The organism is Sphingopyxis sp. (assembly GCF_035998905.1).
GTDB lineage: Bacteria > Pseudomonadota > Alphaproteobacteria > Sphingomonadales > Sphingomonadaceae > Sphingopyxis.
Genome location: NZ_DASYHG010000022.1, coordinates 1 through 14,618, shown reverse-complemented (window position 1 = coordinate 14,618; position 14,618 = coordinate 1). Strand labels below are relative to the sequence as shown.

13 protein-coding genes are annotated in these 14,618 nt (G+C 64.5%); 9 read left to right on the top strand and 4 right to left on the bottom strand.

Annotated features, from left to right (window positions below; translation table 11 throughout):
• Positions 1 to 197: 197 nt before the first annotated feature.
• Both VGN62_RS12105 and VGN62_RS12100 read right to left on the bottom strand, forming a co-directional pair.
• Positions 198 to 1,202: an acyl-CoA dehydrogenase family protein gene (locus tag VGN62_RS12105; RefSeq protein WP_327454153.1), complete on the bottom strand. Its 1,005-nt coding sequence runs from the start codon at positions 1,200 to 1,202 to the stop codon at positions 198 to 200.
• Between the two features lies 1 nt (position 1,203).
• Positions 1,204 to 2,820, bottom strand: a complete 1,617-nt coding sequence (locus VGN62_RS12100) for a GMC family oxidoreductase (protein WP_327454151.1) — start codon at positions 2,818 to 2,820, stop codon at positions 1,204 to 1,206.
• 120 nt (positions 2,821 to 2,940) lie between these two features.
• Between VGN62_RS12100 and VGN62_RS12095 the strand changes: the two genes are divergently transcribed.
• From VGN62_RS12095 to VGN62_RS12075, 5 genes are read left to right on the top strand one after another with little or no spacing between them, the layout of a single operon-like run.
• Positions 2,941 to 4,119 carry an aromatic ring-hydroxylating dioxygenase subunit alpha gene (locus tag VGN62_RS12095; RefSeq protein WP_327454149.1) on the top strand — a complete coding sequence of 393 codons (1,179 nt, stop codon included), beginning with the start codon at positions 2,941 to 2,943 and terminating at the stop codon, positions 4,117 to 4,119.
• Between the two features lie 37 nt (positions 4,120 to 4,156).
• Positions 4,157 to 5,656 (top strand): class I adenylate-forming enzyme family protein, encoded by a 1,500-nt coding sequence (locus VGN62_RS12090; protein WP_327454147.1) that lies wholly within the window; start codon positions 4,157 to 4,159, stop codon positions 5,654 to 5,656.
• Positions 5,657 to 5,666: 10 nt separating this feature from the next.
• Positions 5,667 to 6,887 (top strand): cytochrome P450, encoded by a 1,221-nt coding sequence (locus VGN62_RS12085; RefSeq protein WP_327454145.1) that lies wholly within the window; start codon positions 5,667 to 5,669, stop codon positions 6,885 to 6,887.
• A gap of 2 nt (positions 6,888 to 6,889) precedes the next feature.
• Positions 6,890 to 7,288: a Zn-ribbon domain-containing OB-fold protein gene (locus VGN62_RS12080; protein ID WP_327454143.1), complete on the top strand. Its 399-nt coding sequence runs from the start codon at positions 6,890 to 6,892 to the stop codon at positions 7,286 to 7,288.
• Entirely contained in the window at positions 7,288 to 8,454 is a 1,167-nt protein-coding gene (locus VGN62_RS12075; RefSeq protein WP_327454141.1) for a thiolase C-terminal domain-containing protein, read from the top strand. The genes VGN62_RS12080 and VGN62_RS12075 overlap by 1 nt, the downstream gene beginning before the upstream one ends.
• Positions 8,455 to 8,465: 11 nt before the next feature.
• On the opposite strand, the gene VGN62_RS12070 is transcribed toward VGN62_RS12075, so the two are convergent.
• Positions 8,466 to 9,098 (bottom strand): helix-turn-helix domain-containing protein, encoded by a 633-nt coding sequence (locus tag VGN62_RS12070; RefSeq protein ID WP_327454139.1) that lies wholly within the window; start codon positions 9,096 to 9,098, stop codon positions 8,466 to 8,468.
• Between the two features lie 75 nt (positions 9,099 to 9,173).
• Complete coding sequence (locus VGN62_RS12065; protein WP_327454137.1) at positions 9,174 to 9,893, bottom strand: SDR family NAD(P)-dependent oxidoreductase; 720 nt, start codon at positions 9,891 to 9,893, stop codon at positions 9,174 to 9,176.
• A gap of 78 nt (positions 9,894 to 9,971) precedes the next feature.
• Here VGN62_RS12065 and VGN62_RS12060 point away from each other — a divergent pair, with 78 nt between their 5' ends.
• The 4 genes from VGN62_RS12060 to VGN62_RS12045 all read left to right on the top strand — a co-directional run bounded on the left by VGN62_RS12060 (position 9,972) and on the right by VGN62_RS12045 (position 14,414).
• Entirely contained in the window at positions 9,972 to 10,841 is an 870-nt protein-coding gene (locus VGN62_RS12060) for an alpha/beta hydrolase (protein WP_327454135.1), read from the top strand.
• Positions 10,842 to 10,982: 141 nt separating this feature from the next.
• On the top strand, positions 10,983 to 13,430 hold the full coding sequence (locus VGN62_RS12055; protein WP_327454133.1) for a TonB-dependent receptor: 2,448 nt from the start codon (positions 10,983 to 10,985) through the stop codon (positions 13,428 to 13,430).
• Between the two features lie 97 nt (positions 13,431 to 13,527).
• The gene (locus tag VGN62_RS12050; protein ID WP_327454131.1) at positions 13,528 to 13,845 is read left to right on the top strand and encodes a 2Fe-2S iron-sulfur cluster-binding protein; all 318 of its coding nucleotides are present in this window, start codon (positions 13,528 to 13,530) and stop codon (positions 13,843 to 13,845) included.
• Between the two features lie 275 nt (positions 13,846 to 14,120).
• Positions 14,121 to 14,414 carry a hypothetical protein gene (locus VGN62_RS12045; RefSeq protein ID WP_327454129.1) on the top strand — a complete coding sequence of 98 codons (294 nt, stop codon included), beginning with the start codon at positions 14,121 to 14,123 and terminating at the stop codon, positions 14,412 to 14,414.
• Positions 14,415 to 14,618: the final 204 nt, after the last annotated feature.

Sequence of the window (14,618 nt, the reverse complement as noted above, 5' to 3'; positions counted from 1 at the left end):
TCCCCTCTCGCTTGCGGGAGGGGCAGCGAGGCTTGCGAACTTGTTCGTTAGCCGCAGCGGGGTGGGCCTGATCGTAACGTGGCTGCCCACCCCCGACCCCTCCCGCAAGCGGGAGGGGAGAAGAACGGCCGCTTCCGGTCGTAAGCAGGCACTTGCATTCCCCCATTATAAATCTCGAACGACCGCACGCAGACGCCTCAGCCCAGCGCCATATAGCGGGCCAGATGCGCGTCGCGCGTGCCATACTCGCTTTCGATCACCGTCAGCCGCTTGAACAGCGCCGACACGGGCAGCTCTTCGGTCATTCCCATGCCGCCGTGCAGTTGCACGGCATTCTGCCCGACGAAGCGGCCGGCATCGGCGATCGTGACCTTCGCGGCGCTGATCGCCTTCGCGCGTTCCGCCGGATCGAGGTCGAGCGCGTCGACCGCGAGCGCTGCCGCAGCCGCAGCGCGGCGCGCCTCGATGTGCATGTCGACAAGGCGGTGCTGCACGACCTGAAAGCTTGAAATCGCTTTCCCGAACTGTTCGCGCTGCACGCAATAATCGCGCGTGTCGGCGACGAGCCGCGCCATGATCGCCGCGGCCTCGGCGGCGATGGCGGCGGCGCCCAAGTCGAGGATATCGGCAATGTCCTCCGGCTCGATCGCCAGCCGCGCGTCGGTCGGGACCGTCACGTCGTCGAGCAGCAGGTCGGCCGCGCGGCGGCCGTCGATCGTCGGATAGGCTTTCATCGCCAGCGCTTCGCGCGCGATCAGGAAAGCGGCGGGACCATCGTCCACCGCGGCGGCGACGACCACCGCGTCGGCCTCGGCGGCGCCGATCGACAGCAGCTTGCCGCCCGACAGGCGCCAGCCCGCGGCATCGATCGCCGCGCGTGCGGGTTCGCGGTCGTCGATCGATGCAAAGGCGAGCTTTGCTTCGCCTGCGGCGACGCGTGGTAGCCACTGCGCCGCCGCGTTACCGCCCGCACGGTCGAGCAACGTGCCCGCGAGCAGCACGCATTCGAGATAGGGCAAGGCGATTGCCCTCGGTCCGAGCACCTCCAGCACCGCAAAGCCGTCGCGCGGCGGCAGGCCCAGCCCGCCATGCGCTTCGGCGAAAGGCAGGCCCAATACGCCTGCATCGGCCAGCGCCTGCCAGCCGTCGTCGCTGGACTTCAGCCGGTCGAAGCGCGCGGCGAGGGCGTCGTGCAATTCCATCTCAGCCAGCCTTCGCTTGCGGCGCGTCGCGCAGGATGATGTCGCCGGCGCGCCATGCCATCGCCATCGTCGGACCGTTGGTGTTGCCCGACGGTATCACCGGCATCACCGATGTGTCGATGACGCGAAGTCCCTGGGTGCCGCGGACGCGCAGCGCCGGGTCGACGACTGACGCGTCGTCCTTGCCCATCCGGCAGCTTCCGACCGCATGATAGCCGCAGGTCCCGAAGCGATCATAGGCGTCCATGATTTCGGCATCGCTGCCGAACGCCGGCCCCGGCATCGTCTCTTCGGCGATCATGTCCGCGAGCGGCGCCTGCTTCGCATACTCGCGCATCACACGCACCGCGCCGACCATCGCGGCGCGATCCTCTTCGGTCGCGCGGTAATTGGGTTTGAAGCTCGCCGCGGCATCGGGGTCGCGCGTCGCGATATGGATGCTCCCGCGCGAGGTCGGGCGCAGCGGATAGATGACCGCGTTCATGCCCGGATGCTTTTCGAGCTGCGTGCGCTGCGTCGCCATGTCGAAACTGAAGGGCGCGATCAGCATCTGCGCGTCGGGGCGGTTCAGCCCCGGCCGCGTCTTGAACCAGCCGCCGATCTCATAAGCCGCAGCCGACATCGGGCCGTCGCCGGTCAGATAATATTGCAGCGTCGCGAGCAGCAGGCGCCAGCCGCCGAAGACGCGGTTCTGCGACAGCGCCCCCTTGGAGAGCTTCCACTGCATGATGATACCGCGATGTTCGATCAGCCCTTCGCCGACCTCGGGACTGTGATGGACGAGCGGGATATCCAATGCGGCGAGCCGGTCGCGGTCGCCGATCCCGGAGCGTTCGAGGATCGCGGGGCTCGCCATCGCGCCGCCGCAGACGATAACCTCATGCGCCGTGTCGATCGTCTCGCGCTGTCCGTTGTGGATGACCTCGACCCCGACTGCGCGCGTGCCGTCGAAGATCACGCGGTCGACGGTGCGCTCGGTCAATATGGTGAGGTTGGGGCGTTTCTCGGCGGGGCGCAGGAACGCCTGCGCGGCGCTCTGGCGCTTGCCCTTGAAGATCGTGCGCGGCGCATAGCCGATCGCGACCTGGTCGTCGGGGGCGTTGATGTCGGGCTTGTTCGTCCAGCCCATCGCTTCGCCCGCCGCGACCTGCGCGTCGCTGATCGGCAGGCGCTGCGTCGGCATCGAGATTTTCATCGGCCCGGCATGTCCACGCGTTTCGTCCGCGCCCAGTTCGTGATTCTCGAACGCGCGATACGCCGCGCCGATATGCGTCCAGCTCCAGTCGTCGCTCGACTTCTCGGCGATCGCGTCGAAATCGGCGGGCTGGCCGCGGACATACATCATGCCGTTGACCGACGATGATCCGCCGAGCACGCGCCCGCGCACCCACGCCTCGGATTGGCCCGCGGTCGACGCCTCGGGCTCGCTCATATGGACCCACAGATGCTTCGGGTCCTGCATCACCTTGGCAAGCCCCTTGGGCATCGCGATGAAGGGATGGCGGTCGCGCGGTCCCGCTTCGACCAGCGCGACTCTCAGCTTCGGATTCTCCGACAGGCGGTAGGCGAGAACGCATCCCGCCGCGCCGGCGCCGCAGATGATATAGTCGAAGCTCATCCTCATTATCCCTCGAATCCGGCCGCTTTTGCGGTGCTCTCGCAGCCGTCATAAAAAACTATTGTCATTAGGTAAAGGGTGGAATAGTCTTGAACCAACGACAAGGAGAGGATTGGCGATATGAGTGAAGTTAGTGAAATTGCGCGCCCCGCCCGCAAACTGACCACGCTCGCCGACCTGACGCCGAGCCAGATCGAGGCGATCCGCAAAATCCCGGCCGAGAAGGACGCGGTCGTCGTGCCCTTCGGCGCGACGCGGCCCAATGCGATCTTTACCGGGCAGGAACGCTTCGACCTCGAACAGGACAGGATCTTCCGCCGCTATCCGGTGCCCGTCACCGTGTCGGCGCTGCTCGAACCCGGCAGCATCGTCGCCAATGACAGCTATGGTTTCCCAATGCTCGTCTCGCGCACCCGCGACGGTACGATCAAGGCCTTCGTCAACGCGTGCCAGCACAAGGGGTCGAAGATCATCGAGGATTGCGCGGTTCACAAGCAGGGCCGCGTCACCTGTCCCTATCATGCCTGGACCTATGGCATCGACGGCAAGCTGATCGGCGTGTCGCGCAGCGAAGCGTTTCAGGATTTCGACAAGAGCAAGCGCGGGCTGGTCGAGCTCGAAGCGCGCGAGTGGGGCGGGATCGTCTATGTCCAGCTCAACCGTGACATTCCCGCCGACTGGTCGCAGCTTTCGGAGCAGGTCGCCGACGACTTCACCGCGATCGGCATCCCGTCGGCGCATGTTTATGGACGCAAGACCTTCGACCTGAAGGCGAACTGGAAGGTCGTGCTCGAACCCTTCCTCGAAGGCTATCATGTCCAGCGGCTCCACGCTGCGTCGATCGGCGACCGATTCCAGGACGCGCCGAACATCGTCGACATGTTCGGGCCGAACATCCGGCAGGTGTCGGGACGCATCGGTTATGTCCCCGAAATGCTCGACGAGGACCCGACCGCGAACGTCCACAAGCTTGTCACCCACGCCTATACGGCGTTCCCGAACTGCGTCGTGGTGACGAGCCAATATTATACCAGCATCATGCTGCTGATGCCCCGCGCTCCCGACCGGACGACGGTCGAATATTTCATGCTGACCCCGGAGGCAGCGTCGACGCCAAAGGCCGAGGAAGTCTTCGCGCGCTCATACGAACTGATCCTCAGCGTCTTTGGCGGCGAGGACTTCCGCGCCGCCGAGATCAGCCAGCAGGGACTGGGCGCAGGCGTACCCGAAGAAACCGTCTATTGCGGGCTCGAGACCAATATCGTGCGCTATTATGAAGCGATCGAAGCGCTTCTGTGATTGATACACCGGCAAAAGACCGGATGGAGAGGGACTGATGGCGCAGACGTTACCGAGCGCTATGGATTGGTGGGCGCGGATGCGGCCCGAGCAACCCGCAGTGGTGCTCGGCGGCGACCGGCTGAGCTATGGCGACTACAAGGGCTGGTCCGACCGTGTGGCGGCGATGCTCGAAGCTGATGGGTTGCAGCCCGGCGACCGCGTCGCGATCTGCTCGACGAACAGCTTGGCCTATTGCGCGCTGATCATGGGGATCATCCGCGCGGGTGGGATCGTCAATCCGGTCAATTTCCGCTTCACGCCGCGCGAAATTCGCGAGTTGTGCGAAACGACCGAGCCGCGTTTCACCTTCGCCGCGCCCGAGTTCGAGGCGAATGTGAGTGCCGCCGGCCTAACCCCGCGACCGATGGCCGAGGTCGAAGCCTTGCGTTTCGGTGCGCCGGAGTCGCCGAAGCACGATCCGCAGCCCGATGCCCCGGTCGTCATCATTGCGACGAGCGGCTCGACAGCGAAGCCCAAGGGCGTTGTCTTCACCAATCGCTCGATGACCGCCTATGCCGCGTGCTGGTCGCTCGAAGAGACGTCGTCGTCGCCGGGCGCCCGGATCATCAGCCTCGCGCCGCTCAATACCTCGGCAGGCTTTGTCCAGCTGATCCATTACACGACGCAGGGCTGCACGATCTTCATGGAGCCCGCTTTCGTTCCGGATGCGATCCTGCAATTGCTGCAGGACGAGAAGATCAATTGCTTCGGCGCAGTGCCGACCTTTTTCGAGGCGATCGCCCGCTGCCCGGGCTTCGCCGATGCCGACCTGTCGTCGATCCGCCTCGCGACCGCGGGCGGCGCGCGCGTCAGCCGGCAGTTGCTCGATATCTGGAAAACCAAGGGGATCACGATCCGCCAGATCTATGGCCAGACCGAGGTCGGCGGAAACGTGACGATGATGCCCGAACATCTGGCGATCGAAGAGCCCGAGAAATGCGGCTGGGGCGGCATCTTCATGGAGGTGCGCGTGCTGCGCGCCGACGGCAGCGCTTGCGACCCCGGCGAGCCGGGCGAGATCGTCATGCGCTCGCCGGGCATGATGCAGGGTTATTGGCGCAATCCGGAGGAGACCGCGAAAGCGATCCGCGACGGCTGGCTCTGGTCGGGCGACATCGGGACTCTCGACGAGCGCGGCCTCCTGACCTTCGTCGACCGGATGAAGGATCTGATCATTTCGGGCGGGCTCAACATTTCGGCGGCCGAGGTCGAGCGCGTGGTGTGCGAGTTCCCGGGTGTCGTCGAGGCGTTGGCGATCGCCGCTCCCGACGAGAAATTCGGCGAGACGCCCTTCATCGTCTATCACGCGGCCGCGGAAATCGATGTCGTCGCGCTGATCGCCCACTGCAACACCAATCTCTCGAACTACAAGGTGCCGCGCTACGTCGTATTTTCGGCCGACCCGTTGCCGCGGCTCGCCACCGGCAAATTGTCCAAACCCGCGGTGCGCGAACGCTATGCCGGAGCGCACGAGACGATGGAGCGCGTGCGATGAGGAGTCCGCTATGACCGCCCCCCGACTGGCGACCGCGCCGGTGCCGACGCATATTCCGGCGCATCTCGTGTTCGACTTCGACATCTACGCCGATCCGCGTATCGGCGAGGATGTGCAGGGTACCTATGCCGCGGCACTGGCCGAAGCGCCCGACATTTTCTGGACGCGGCTCAACGGTGGCCACTGGATCGTCAAAAGCTTCGAGGCGATCAGCAAGGTCGTGCTCGACCCCGAGCATTTTTCGGTGCGCGAGATGCAGATCCCGCGCGTCGAGAATCCGCCTTTCTTCATCCCGCTGAGCCTCGATCCGCCCGAAAACCTGCCCTACCGCAAGGCGATGATGCCGATGTTCGGGCCGGCTGCGATCAAGGCGCTCGAACCGCGCATCCGCGAATGGGCGGTCGAACTGGTCGACGCCGTCGCCGCGAAAGGTGCGTGCGATTTCCAGGCCGATCTCGCGAAACTTTTCCCGGTCAGCGTTTTTATGGAATTGATGGGAATGGACCTGTCGCGGCTCCACGACTTCCGTGCGCTCGCCGAAGCTTTCTTCTCGGCGCAGAATGACGAGGCCGAACTCGGACGCCTCAGCGCCGCGATCCTGGGCGAGATGAAGGCGCTGATCGAGGAAAAGAAGGCGGCGCCCGACGACAAGCTGATGTCGCATTTCATCCAGGTCGACATCGACGGCCGGACGATGAGCGACGATGAAATCCTTGCGATGAGCTTCGTGCTGTTTCTCGGCGGCATGGATACGGTGACGAACGTCACCGGCTTTGCCTTCCAGCAGCTAGCGAAGATGCCCGACGTGCAGGCGCGGCTCGCGGCCGATCCGTCGCTGATCGGGGCCTTCGCCGACGAGGCGGTGCGGCTCTATGGCGTCGTCAACACGCCCCGGCTGGTGGTGCAGGACCAGCAGGTCGGCGAGGCGCAGTTCCGCGAGGGCGAGATGGTGCTCAACATCCTCTGCCTCGGTAGCCGCGATCCCGCGAAGTTCGACGCGCCCAACGCCTTCGACCTCGACCGCAAGAAGACCGCGCACCTGACCTTTTCGTCGGGCCCGCATCTGTGCGTCGGGCATGTCCTTGGCCGCGCCGAGTTGCGTATCCTGACCGAGGAGTGGGTGAAACGCGTGCCCGCCTTTCGGGCGACGCCGGGCGAGAAGCATGCGTTCCGCATCGGCACGGTGATGGCGCTTGAAACGCTGCCCCTCGAGTGGACGGTGGCGGCCTGATCATGCACGTGAACGACGGCGCCGATGCGCCCTATTGGAATGGCCTTGCCGAAGGCCGGCTGCTGTTGCCGCGCTGCGGTGGCTGCGGCGACTGGCTGTGGCCGGCGGTCAGTCGCTGCGGCGCGTGCGGCAGCGAGACGGTCGAATGGATCGAGCGTGCGATGCGCGGCACGATCTTTTCGTGGACGCGCACTTGGCATCGCTTCGGTTTTACCGAAAGCCTCGACCTTCCGTTCGTGTCGGTCGTCGCGACCGTCGACGATTGTGGTGTCCGTCTGCTCGGCCGCCTCGACGATCCGCAGCAGGTCGACCCGGTGATCGGCGAAGCGATTGCCGGGCGGATCGGCGCGACGCGCGTCGAGGGCCGCGATATCCCCACCATCATCTGGAGCCGCGGCTGATGCACCCGCTTTACGGAACCACCGCCGTCGCGGGCATCGGGATGCGCCAGTATAAGCGCGGCGCCTCGCCGCTGCCCGAGCAAGGCGTGCTCGCGGAGGCGATCCTTGCTGCCTGCGCCGATGCGGGCTTCGACCCCGCCGAGGTCGATGGCTTTGTCTCCTATGGCGACGACAAGAACGAGCCCGTCCGGCTGATGCCGGCGCTTGGGACGCGCGAGCTCAAATGGTCGAGCGTGATCTGGGGCGGCGGCGGCGGCGGCGTCGCCGGCGCATTCGGACTCGCTGCGGCCGCGATCCTGTCCGGGCAGGCAAAAGCGGTCATTGTCTTCCGCGCGCTGGTCGAGGGATCGAGCGGACGGTTGTCGGCCGCGGTGATGGCGCACCATCTCAACGATCATATGCTCGCGGCCGGGCTCGTCGCACCGGCACAGGTGTGTGCGATCCGCGCCAACCGCATGTACGAACATCATGGCGTGCCGCGGTCGGTCGCCGAGGATTTGGTGCGGGCATCCTATTATCATGGCGCGCGCAATCCGGAGGCGGTCGCCTATGGTAGCGAACTCGACCTCGACCAAATGCGCAATTCGCGCTGGATCGCCGAGCCGTTCCGGCTGTTCGACTGCAGCCGCGAGAATGACGGCGCCGCTGCCTTCCTGATGGTGTCGGCCGAGCGCGCGCGCGATCTCAAAAGGCCGCCCATCTATTTGCTGGGCTGCGCGAACGGCGCCGAGAAAGGGTGGGGCGACCTTCTCGAAAACGACGACGAGGCGCTCTATCCGACCGCGGGCTTCCGCCCGATCGCGCGGCGGCTTTACGCCGAGACGGGGCTGTCGCCCGCCGACATCGACGTCGTACAGCTCTACGAGAATTTCAGCGCGCAGGGCGTCGCGTCGCTGATCGACCACGGCTTCTGCACCTATGAGAATGTCGCCGAGGTGGTGCGCTTCGAAAATCTCATCGCCCCGACCGGAAAGCTGCCGGTCAACACGGGCGGTGGCAATTTTGCCCAAGGATTCATCCACGGCATCGGCACCGCTTACGAAGCGGTGAAGCAGCTGCGCGGCGAGTCCGCCAATCCGGTGGCGGGCGCAAAAATCTGCCTGCTCGCGGGCGGCCCGGGCGCGCCGACGGTCTCCTCGGCGATCTTCGGGAACGAGATACCCTAGTCTAGCGGGGCTTAGTCGAGCGACTGGCCGATCGTGTCCGAAGCGACGCGTTCGCGCACACCGACGAGGAAAAGACGGAGCGATTCGACAAAAAGCTGTTCGTCGTCGAACGGGTTGTCTTCGATTGCCTTTGCAAGGCTCGGATATTTCTCGCCGTCGACCGGCGGCATCGGGTCGATGCCGCGCGCGCGCGCCGACGCTTCGAACAGCGCGGCGCCATAGGTATATTTTTCGATCGCATCGATCACGGTCATCTGAATGGGGGTCGGATAAGGCTCTTCCGATGCGGCGCGGTTATAGGCCGCAAGCAGCATGTGGCGTGGGAAGTAGCGAAGGATCAGCGGCGCGGCATTGGGATGTTTCAGCAACGTCTGGCGGGTTGCGACGCAGCGCGCGATGATCTGCTCCTCGAACGACTGGCCCGTCGCCCGCACCGCGGGCATCTTGACCAGCATCATCCGCGCGACTTCCTGCAGCAGCTCGGACTTGTCCTTGAAATGATGATAAAGCGACGGCGGGCGGACACCTATCTTCTTCGCGACCAGACCCAGACTCAGCGCCTCCAGCCCGTGCTCGTCGATGGCTGAGAGCGCTGCTTCTGCCGCATTCTCACGCGAGATCAAAGGTTTCGAAGGTCGTGCCACGCAAATATTCCCTGTTTCTTGCCGCTCATGACAGCACAGGCGAGCGAGTGCCAGCCTAAAAGCATTCGGTTTATATCATCGCAGCATCAGCCCGCCGTCGACGACGATGCTCTGGCCGGTAATGTAGGAAGCCGCGGGGGAGGCGAGAAAGAGCGTCGCTGCGGCGACCTCGGCGGGCGTGCCGAAACGCCGGACGGGGATCGCGCGCAGCGTATTTCCCGCCTTGCGCTGATCGGCGCGAACGCCCGAGGTCATCCGGGTCTCGATAAAACCCGGCGCGACCAGATTGACCCGCACGCCGTCGCGGGCCCACTGGTCCGCAGTCGCGCGGGTGAAGCCGAGCAGTCCGGCCTTGCTCGCCGTATAGGCGGGGGCGGTGCCGATCGCGATGAAGCTTGCGCACGACCCGACATTGACGATCGCGCCCCCGCGCTCGCGCAGGGTCGGGTGAAACAGGTAGCAAAGCTCGGCAGCGGCGTTGAGATTGACTTCGATGACGCGGGCATAGCCGTCCATCGAATATTCGTCGGGATGCGACTGCCCTGCATTGTTGACCAGAATGTCGATCGCGCCGACGGCCTTGGCGAGCGCCACGCGTTCGCCCGGTTCGTCGAGGCGGGCGCGAAGATAGGAAAATCGCGACAGATCGTCCTCATAGTCGGCAGCGCCCTCCCGTGTTCCGCTGACGATGACCTCGGCGCCGGCGTCGGCGAACGCTTCCGCGATACCCAGCCCGATCCCCTGCGTGCCGCCGGTGACGAGCACGCGCTTGCCCTGAAAATCGAACCGCACCATCGAAACTCTCCTGCTCATAAATCTATTAACGTTAGATAATGCGAAGCGCAGTCTTTTGGCAAGGAGGAGCGTCCGCCCATGACAGGCAATATGCAAAGCATCATGGTCGTTTCGCGTGACGGCCTGCGGCTCGCAGCCGATCGCGGCGGTGATCCCGCGGCGCCCGCGGTGGTGCTTCTGCATGGCGGCGGTCAGACGCGTCACAGCTGGAGCCGCGCGGCCCGACATCTGCTTTCCGAGGGTTTTCAGGTCATCAACTATGATGCGCGCGGGCATGGGGAAAGCGACTGGTCGCCGACCGCCGCCTATCAACTGACCGACCGCGCCGAAGATCTGGGGGCGGTCGTAGCGGGGATCGGGGTACCGTTCGTGCTTGTCGGCGCTTCGCTGGGCGGGGCGACCTCCATCGTTGCGATCGACCGTGGATTGCGGCCCGCCGGACTGGTGCTGGTCGATATCGTGCCCGAACCCGATCCGCGCGGGATCGACCGTATCGTCTCGTTCATGCGGGGCCATCCCGAGGGTTTTGCGACAATAGGCGAGGCGGTGGAGGCGGTCGCTGCCTATAATCCCCGGCAACGGGCCTCGTCCAACGGCGCCGGGATGATGAAGAATCTCCGCAAGGATGCAGACGGGCGCCTGCATTGGCATTGGGATCCCCGGATACTCGACGAAACACCCGAACGTCATCACGACGTGGTTCAGCGTGCCGCGCTGCGATTGCCGATGCTGCCCTGCCTGCCCGTCCTTCTCGTGCGCGGTCTCTCCAGCGACGTCGTTTCGGATGCCGGAGTCGCTGCGTTCCGGGACGCGCTGCCAAGGCTGGAGACGGTCAACGTCGCGGGCGCGGGCCATATGGTGGCGGGCGACCGCAACGACGCGTTCAACGAAGCGGTGGTTGCCTTTTCCAAGCGGGCACTTCACGGCGAAGCGGCGCGATCATCCTGAAAAACATAATTATTACAATAAATTATTGGCCGTCTGCAAAAACCTTACGGCGTTAATTTTAGCAATTGACATTAAATCTAATGCTGATAGGTTATTGATCAAGGCCGCGGATGACGGCCCGCATTTTGGAGAGGATTTGTCATGGACCGCCGTGCTTCGTTTCGCGCTATTCGCTACGCCTGCCTCGCTTCGGTCATCGGCACTGCAGCGGCCGTTCTTCCCGCACATGCCCAGACCTCCGCGGCTGACACGGCTCCCGTCGCAGACGACACGGCATCGGTCCCTGCCGACGGCGAAATCATCGTCACCGCGCGCCGCCGCGACGAGCGGCTGATCGACGCTCCTGTCGCGATTACCGCGCTCGGCGGCGCGGCGCTCGACAATTATGCGGTTACCGATTTCAGCGACATGGCGTCGCTCGTCCCGACGATGGTGGCGGGCAAGGCGGCATCGGGCTCGTCGGCGAGCATTTTCCTTCGCGGTGTCGGTTCGACGGCGCTCAGCGCCGGTTTCGACCAGTCGGTTTCCTTCGTCGTCGACGGCATGCCGATGAGCCGCGGCCGCGAGATCGGCCTCAGTCAATATGACGTGCAACGGGTCGAAGTGCTGAAGGGGCCGCAGGCGCTCTTCTTCGGCAAGAATGCGACGGGCGGCCTCATCGCGGTCACGACCAACAGCCCGCGCGACGTCTTCGAGGCCGGCTTCAAGGCCGGCTATGGCTTCGAGGCGAGGGAGAAATATGGCGAGGGCTATATTTCGGGGCCGCTGGCCGACGGTCTGCGGGCGCGCCTGGCTTTCCGCGTGTCGGATAGCGAAGGCGCCTTCACCAACAGCGCGGCGGCGACCTATCTCGATCCGCTGGGTATGGAACGCCACCGCAACAGCAAATATCGCGGTGGTGGCAGGACCTACAGCGGCCGTGCGACGCTCGAATGGGACGCGACCGATAATCTGACCTTCCAGGTCAAGACCGGCTACACCGATCAGAAGGACGGTGGCCCGACCGATATCGTCGAGCGGATTTGCGGCGGCGGCCGGACGACGCCTTTCGCCGCGAACGGTATTCCGCCCAGTCCGAACGCCGATTGCGGCGTCGACGGCCGCTCCGACAGCTCGACGATTCCGCTCGCCGTCGCGCAGGCCGATTATCGCTATGCCCGCGACGGACGCATGTATTCGCGGCTGAAGTCGGGCTACGGAATCCTCACCGCGACGCTGACAAGCGACGTCTTCGACGTCACCTCGATCACCTCCTATTATCGGTTCAAGCAGACCGACCTCAACAATGTGTCGGGCGAGGCCTATCCCGCGACCTTCTCGCAGCTTGCCGATTACCGCCAGACGTCGGAAGAATTGCGCTTCCAGTCGAAGTGGGACGGTGCGGTCAACGTGCTGTTCGGCTTGTTCGCGTCGAGCAACAAGTTCGTCTTCAACACCGACGCCTATATCTTCCCCGTGCCGATCAGCCCGGTGACGAACACCTACACCACATTCAAGCGCGACAATGGTTTCAAGGGCAGCTCGATGTCGGCGTTCGGCGAAGTGACTGCCAACCTGTCCGACTCGCTCGAACTCGCGGGCGGTGCGCGCTGGAGCTATGAATCGCGCGACAGCTATCAGGCGTCGCTGCCGGCGCATCTCGCCTTCGCGGGCGCCTTCCCGGCGGGTCTTCGCCTCGATGACCGTTATCGCGAAACCGACGTGTCGCCGCAGGTGACGCTGCGTTACAAGCCTTCGCGCGACCTGACCTTCTATGCGGCCTATAAGGAAGGCTTCAAGTCGGGCGGGTTCAATATCTCGCAGACCCTGACCCCCGCGGCGACCGTTGCCGCCGGTGAATTCGGTGCAGAGCGCGCTCGCGGCGGCGAAGTCGGCGCCCGGGCCATTTTGCTGGGCGGCGCGCTCTCGCTCAATGCCACGGCCTATTATTACGACTATCTCGACCTCCAGGTGCAGAATTTCGATCCGGTCACGATCGGCCAGGTCGTGGCGAACGCCGGGACGTTGCGCGTCAAGGGGGTCGAGGGCGATTTCAACTGGCGCTCGGGCGGCTTCTCGTTGCGCGGCGCTGCCGCGTTCAACGACGCGTCCTACAAGGACTATATCGGGCAATGCTATGGCGGTCAGACGATTGCCGCGGGCTGCAATCTGCTCGCGCCGGCGCCCGGCGCTGCCTTCACGAGCCAGGACTATGACGGACGCACGCCGCCGAAGGCGCCGCGCTTCGCCGGGCGCATCGGGGCGAGCTATGACATGCCGCTGACGGCATCGGGCTGGACGCTGCAACTATCGAGCGACGTCAGCTACACCGGCAAGTATAATTTCACCGACACGCTTCGCCCGGACGCCGTGCAAAAGGCATATACCAAACTCGACGCCGCGCTGCGCGTTAATGGTCCTGACGACCGATGGACGATCGGGCTGATCGGACGCAACCTCACCAACAAGCTGGTCGTTACGGCAGCGAACGATATTCCGTTCGCGGGTGGGACGGGTACCGGGACCGCGGGGACGGGCGTTCTCGCCGACATGTCGGCCTTCGTCGACAATCCCCGCGAAATCTACGTCGAAGTGGGCTTCAAATTCTGATCGAGCGTGCGCGTGAGCGGGGAGGTCCGCCGGTTACGGCGGATCTCGCCCCGCCGCGTTTGCATGTCTTTCGGCGCCCGAAAAAGCAGGGAAATATATGGCCAGGCTGATTGTGGTGACGCGCGACGGGTCCGAGCATGATATCGAGGGCGACACCAGCCTGACCGTGATGGAAAATATCCGCGACGCGGGCTTTGACGAGCTGCTGGCGCTTTGCGGCGGTTGCTGTTCGTGCGCGACTTGCCACGTCCATGTTGAGGACGGCGGAAAGGGGGCGATGCCGGCGATGAGCGAGGACGAGAACGACCTCCTGGATTCGACGACGGATCGCGACGACAATTCGCGCCTGTCGTGCCAGATCCGGTTCAGCGACGCGCTCGACGGGCTTCGCGTGCGGATCGCTGCCGAGGACTGAAGGTTTTTCGTCCGTCGTTCAGGTCATGCCGTACGGCATGCGCCCAAGCCGCGCAGGCATGCGCAAAAGCGGTCGACTTATTGGGACCGGGCCACGGCTGCTCGGCGTCCGATGCCGGAGCCTACGCGCCGCTATCGGAAAACGTCCGAAAGCGCCCTTCGATCATGACGGCAAGTCCAGGCTGGCTTGGCGATCGCCGCTCCTGCGGCAGCCAGCTCCTGCGCGGCTTAGCGCAACTTCCAATGGTCGATTGCGTCGTATCGGACAGATCGCCTATGGCCAATGGCAACGAACGAAAAGGGGAAGCAATGGCCGCGTCATTTTCAGTGGACGAGCGACGCGAGCATTTTGCTTATTGCGTCCAACTGTTTGGCGGAACCACTGCATTCTCGCGGCGCCTTGGCATAGACGAGCGGGCCATCCGCCGTTTTATCAATGGCGAGCGGCCCCTTGGCGACGGGCTTTTGCAAGACACCGCAAAGGCGCTGCGCCTGCTCATTGCTGAAGCGACCACGGCCGAAGCACAGATCGCGGCCACATTGCGCTTTCCGCCGACCGATCAGTCGTAGCGGCTAGGCGACGGCGAATATCCGCTTCTGAGGTTTCCTGCCTGAAACCCGACAGTCCGCAATCGTTGAGGGTTTCGGACGCCGCGAGGCGTCGGAAAGTCTTCGGTGCCCGAACCGCGGTGGTCATGGTCTGAGCTATGGGGAAAGCTGTTTTGCGCAGGTCGTGGTGCTGGACGTTGCTGCCCAAAATCGGACGTATCTGAG

What these genes read in the sequence shown, in the direction of transcription:
- VGN62_RS12105 (WP_327454153.1), bottom strand. Translation starts at nt 1,202, where the DNA reads ATGGAATTGCACGACGCCCTCGCCGCGCGCTTCGACCGGCTGAAGTCC.
- VGN62_RS12100 (WP_327454151.1), bottom strand. Translation starts at nt 2,820, where the DNA reads ATGAGCTTCGACTATATCATCTGCGGCGCCGGCGCGGCGGGATGCGTT.
- VGN62_RS12095 (WP_327454149.1), top strand. Translation starts at nt 2,941, where the DNA reads ATGAGTGAAGTTAGTGAAATTGCGCGCCCCGCCCGCAAACTGACCACG.
- VGN62_RS12090 (WP_327454147.1), top strand. Translation starts at nt 4,157, where the DNA reads ATGGCGCAGACGTTACCGAGCGCTATGGATTGGTGGGCGCGGATGCGG.
- VGN62_RS12085 (WP_327454145.1), top strand. Translation starts at nt 5,667, where the DNA reads ATGACCGCCCCCCGACTGGCGACCGCGCCGGTGCCGACGCATATTCCG.
- VGN62_RS12080 (WP_327454143.1), top strand. Translation starts at nt 6,890, where the DNA reads ATGCACGTGAACGACGGCGCCGATGCGCCCTATTGGAATGGCCTTGCC.
- VGN62_RS12075 (WP_327454141.1), top strand. Translation starts at nt 7,288, where the DNA reads ATGCACCCGCTTTACGGAACCACCGCCGTCGCGGGCATCGGGATGCGC.
- VGN62_RS12065 (WP_327454137.1), bottom strand. Translation starts at nt 9,893, where the DNA reads ATGGTGCGGTTCGATTTTCAGGGCAAGCGCGTGCTCGTCACCGGCGGC.
- VGN62_RS12060 (WP_327454135.1), top strand. Translation starts at nt 9,972, where the DNA reads ATGACAGGCAATATGCAAAGCATCATGGTCGTTTCGCGTGACGGCCTG.
- VGN62_RS12055 (WP_327454133.1), top strand. Translation starts at nt 10,983, where the DNA reads ATGGACCGCCGTGCTTCGTTTCGCGCTATTCGCTACGCCTGCCTCGCT.
- VGN62_RS12050 (WP_327454131.1), top strand. Translation starts at nt 13,528, where the DNA reads ATGGCCAGGCTGATTGTGGTGACGCGCGACGGGTCCGAGCATGATATC.
- VGN62_RS12045 (WP_327454129.1), top strand. Translation starts at nt 14,121, where the DNA reads ATGGCCAATGGCAACGAACGAAAAGGGGAAGCAATGGCCGCGTCATTT.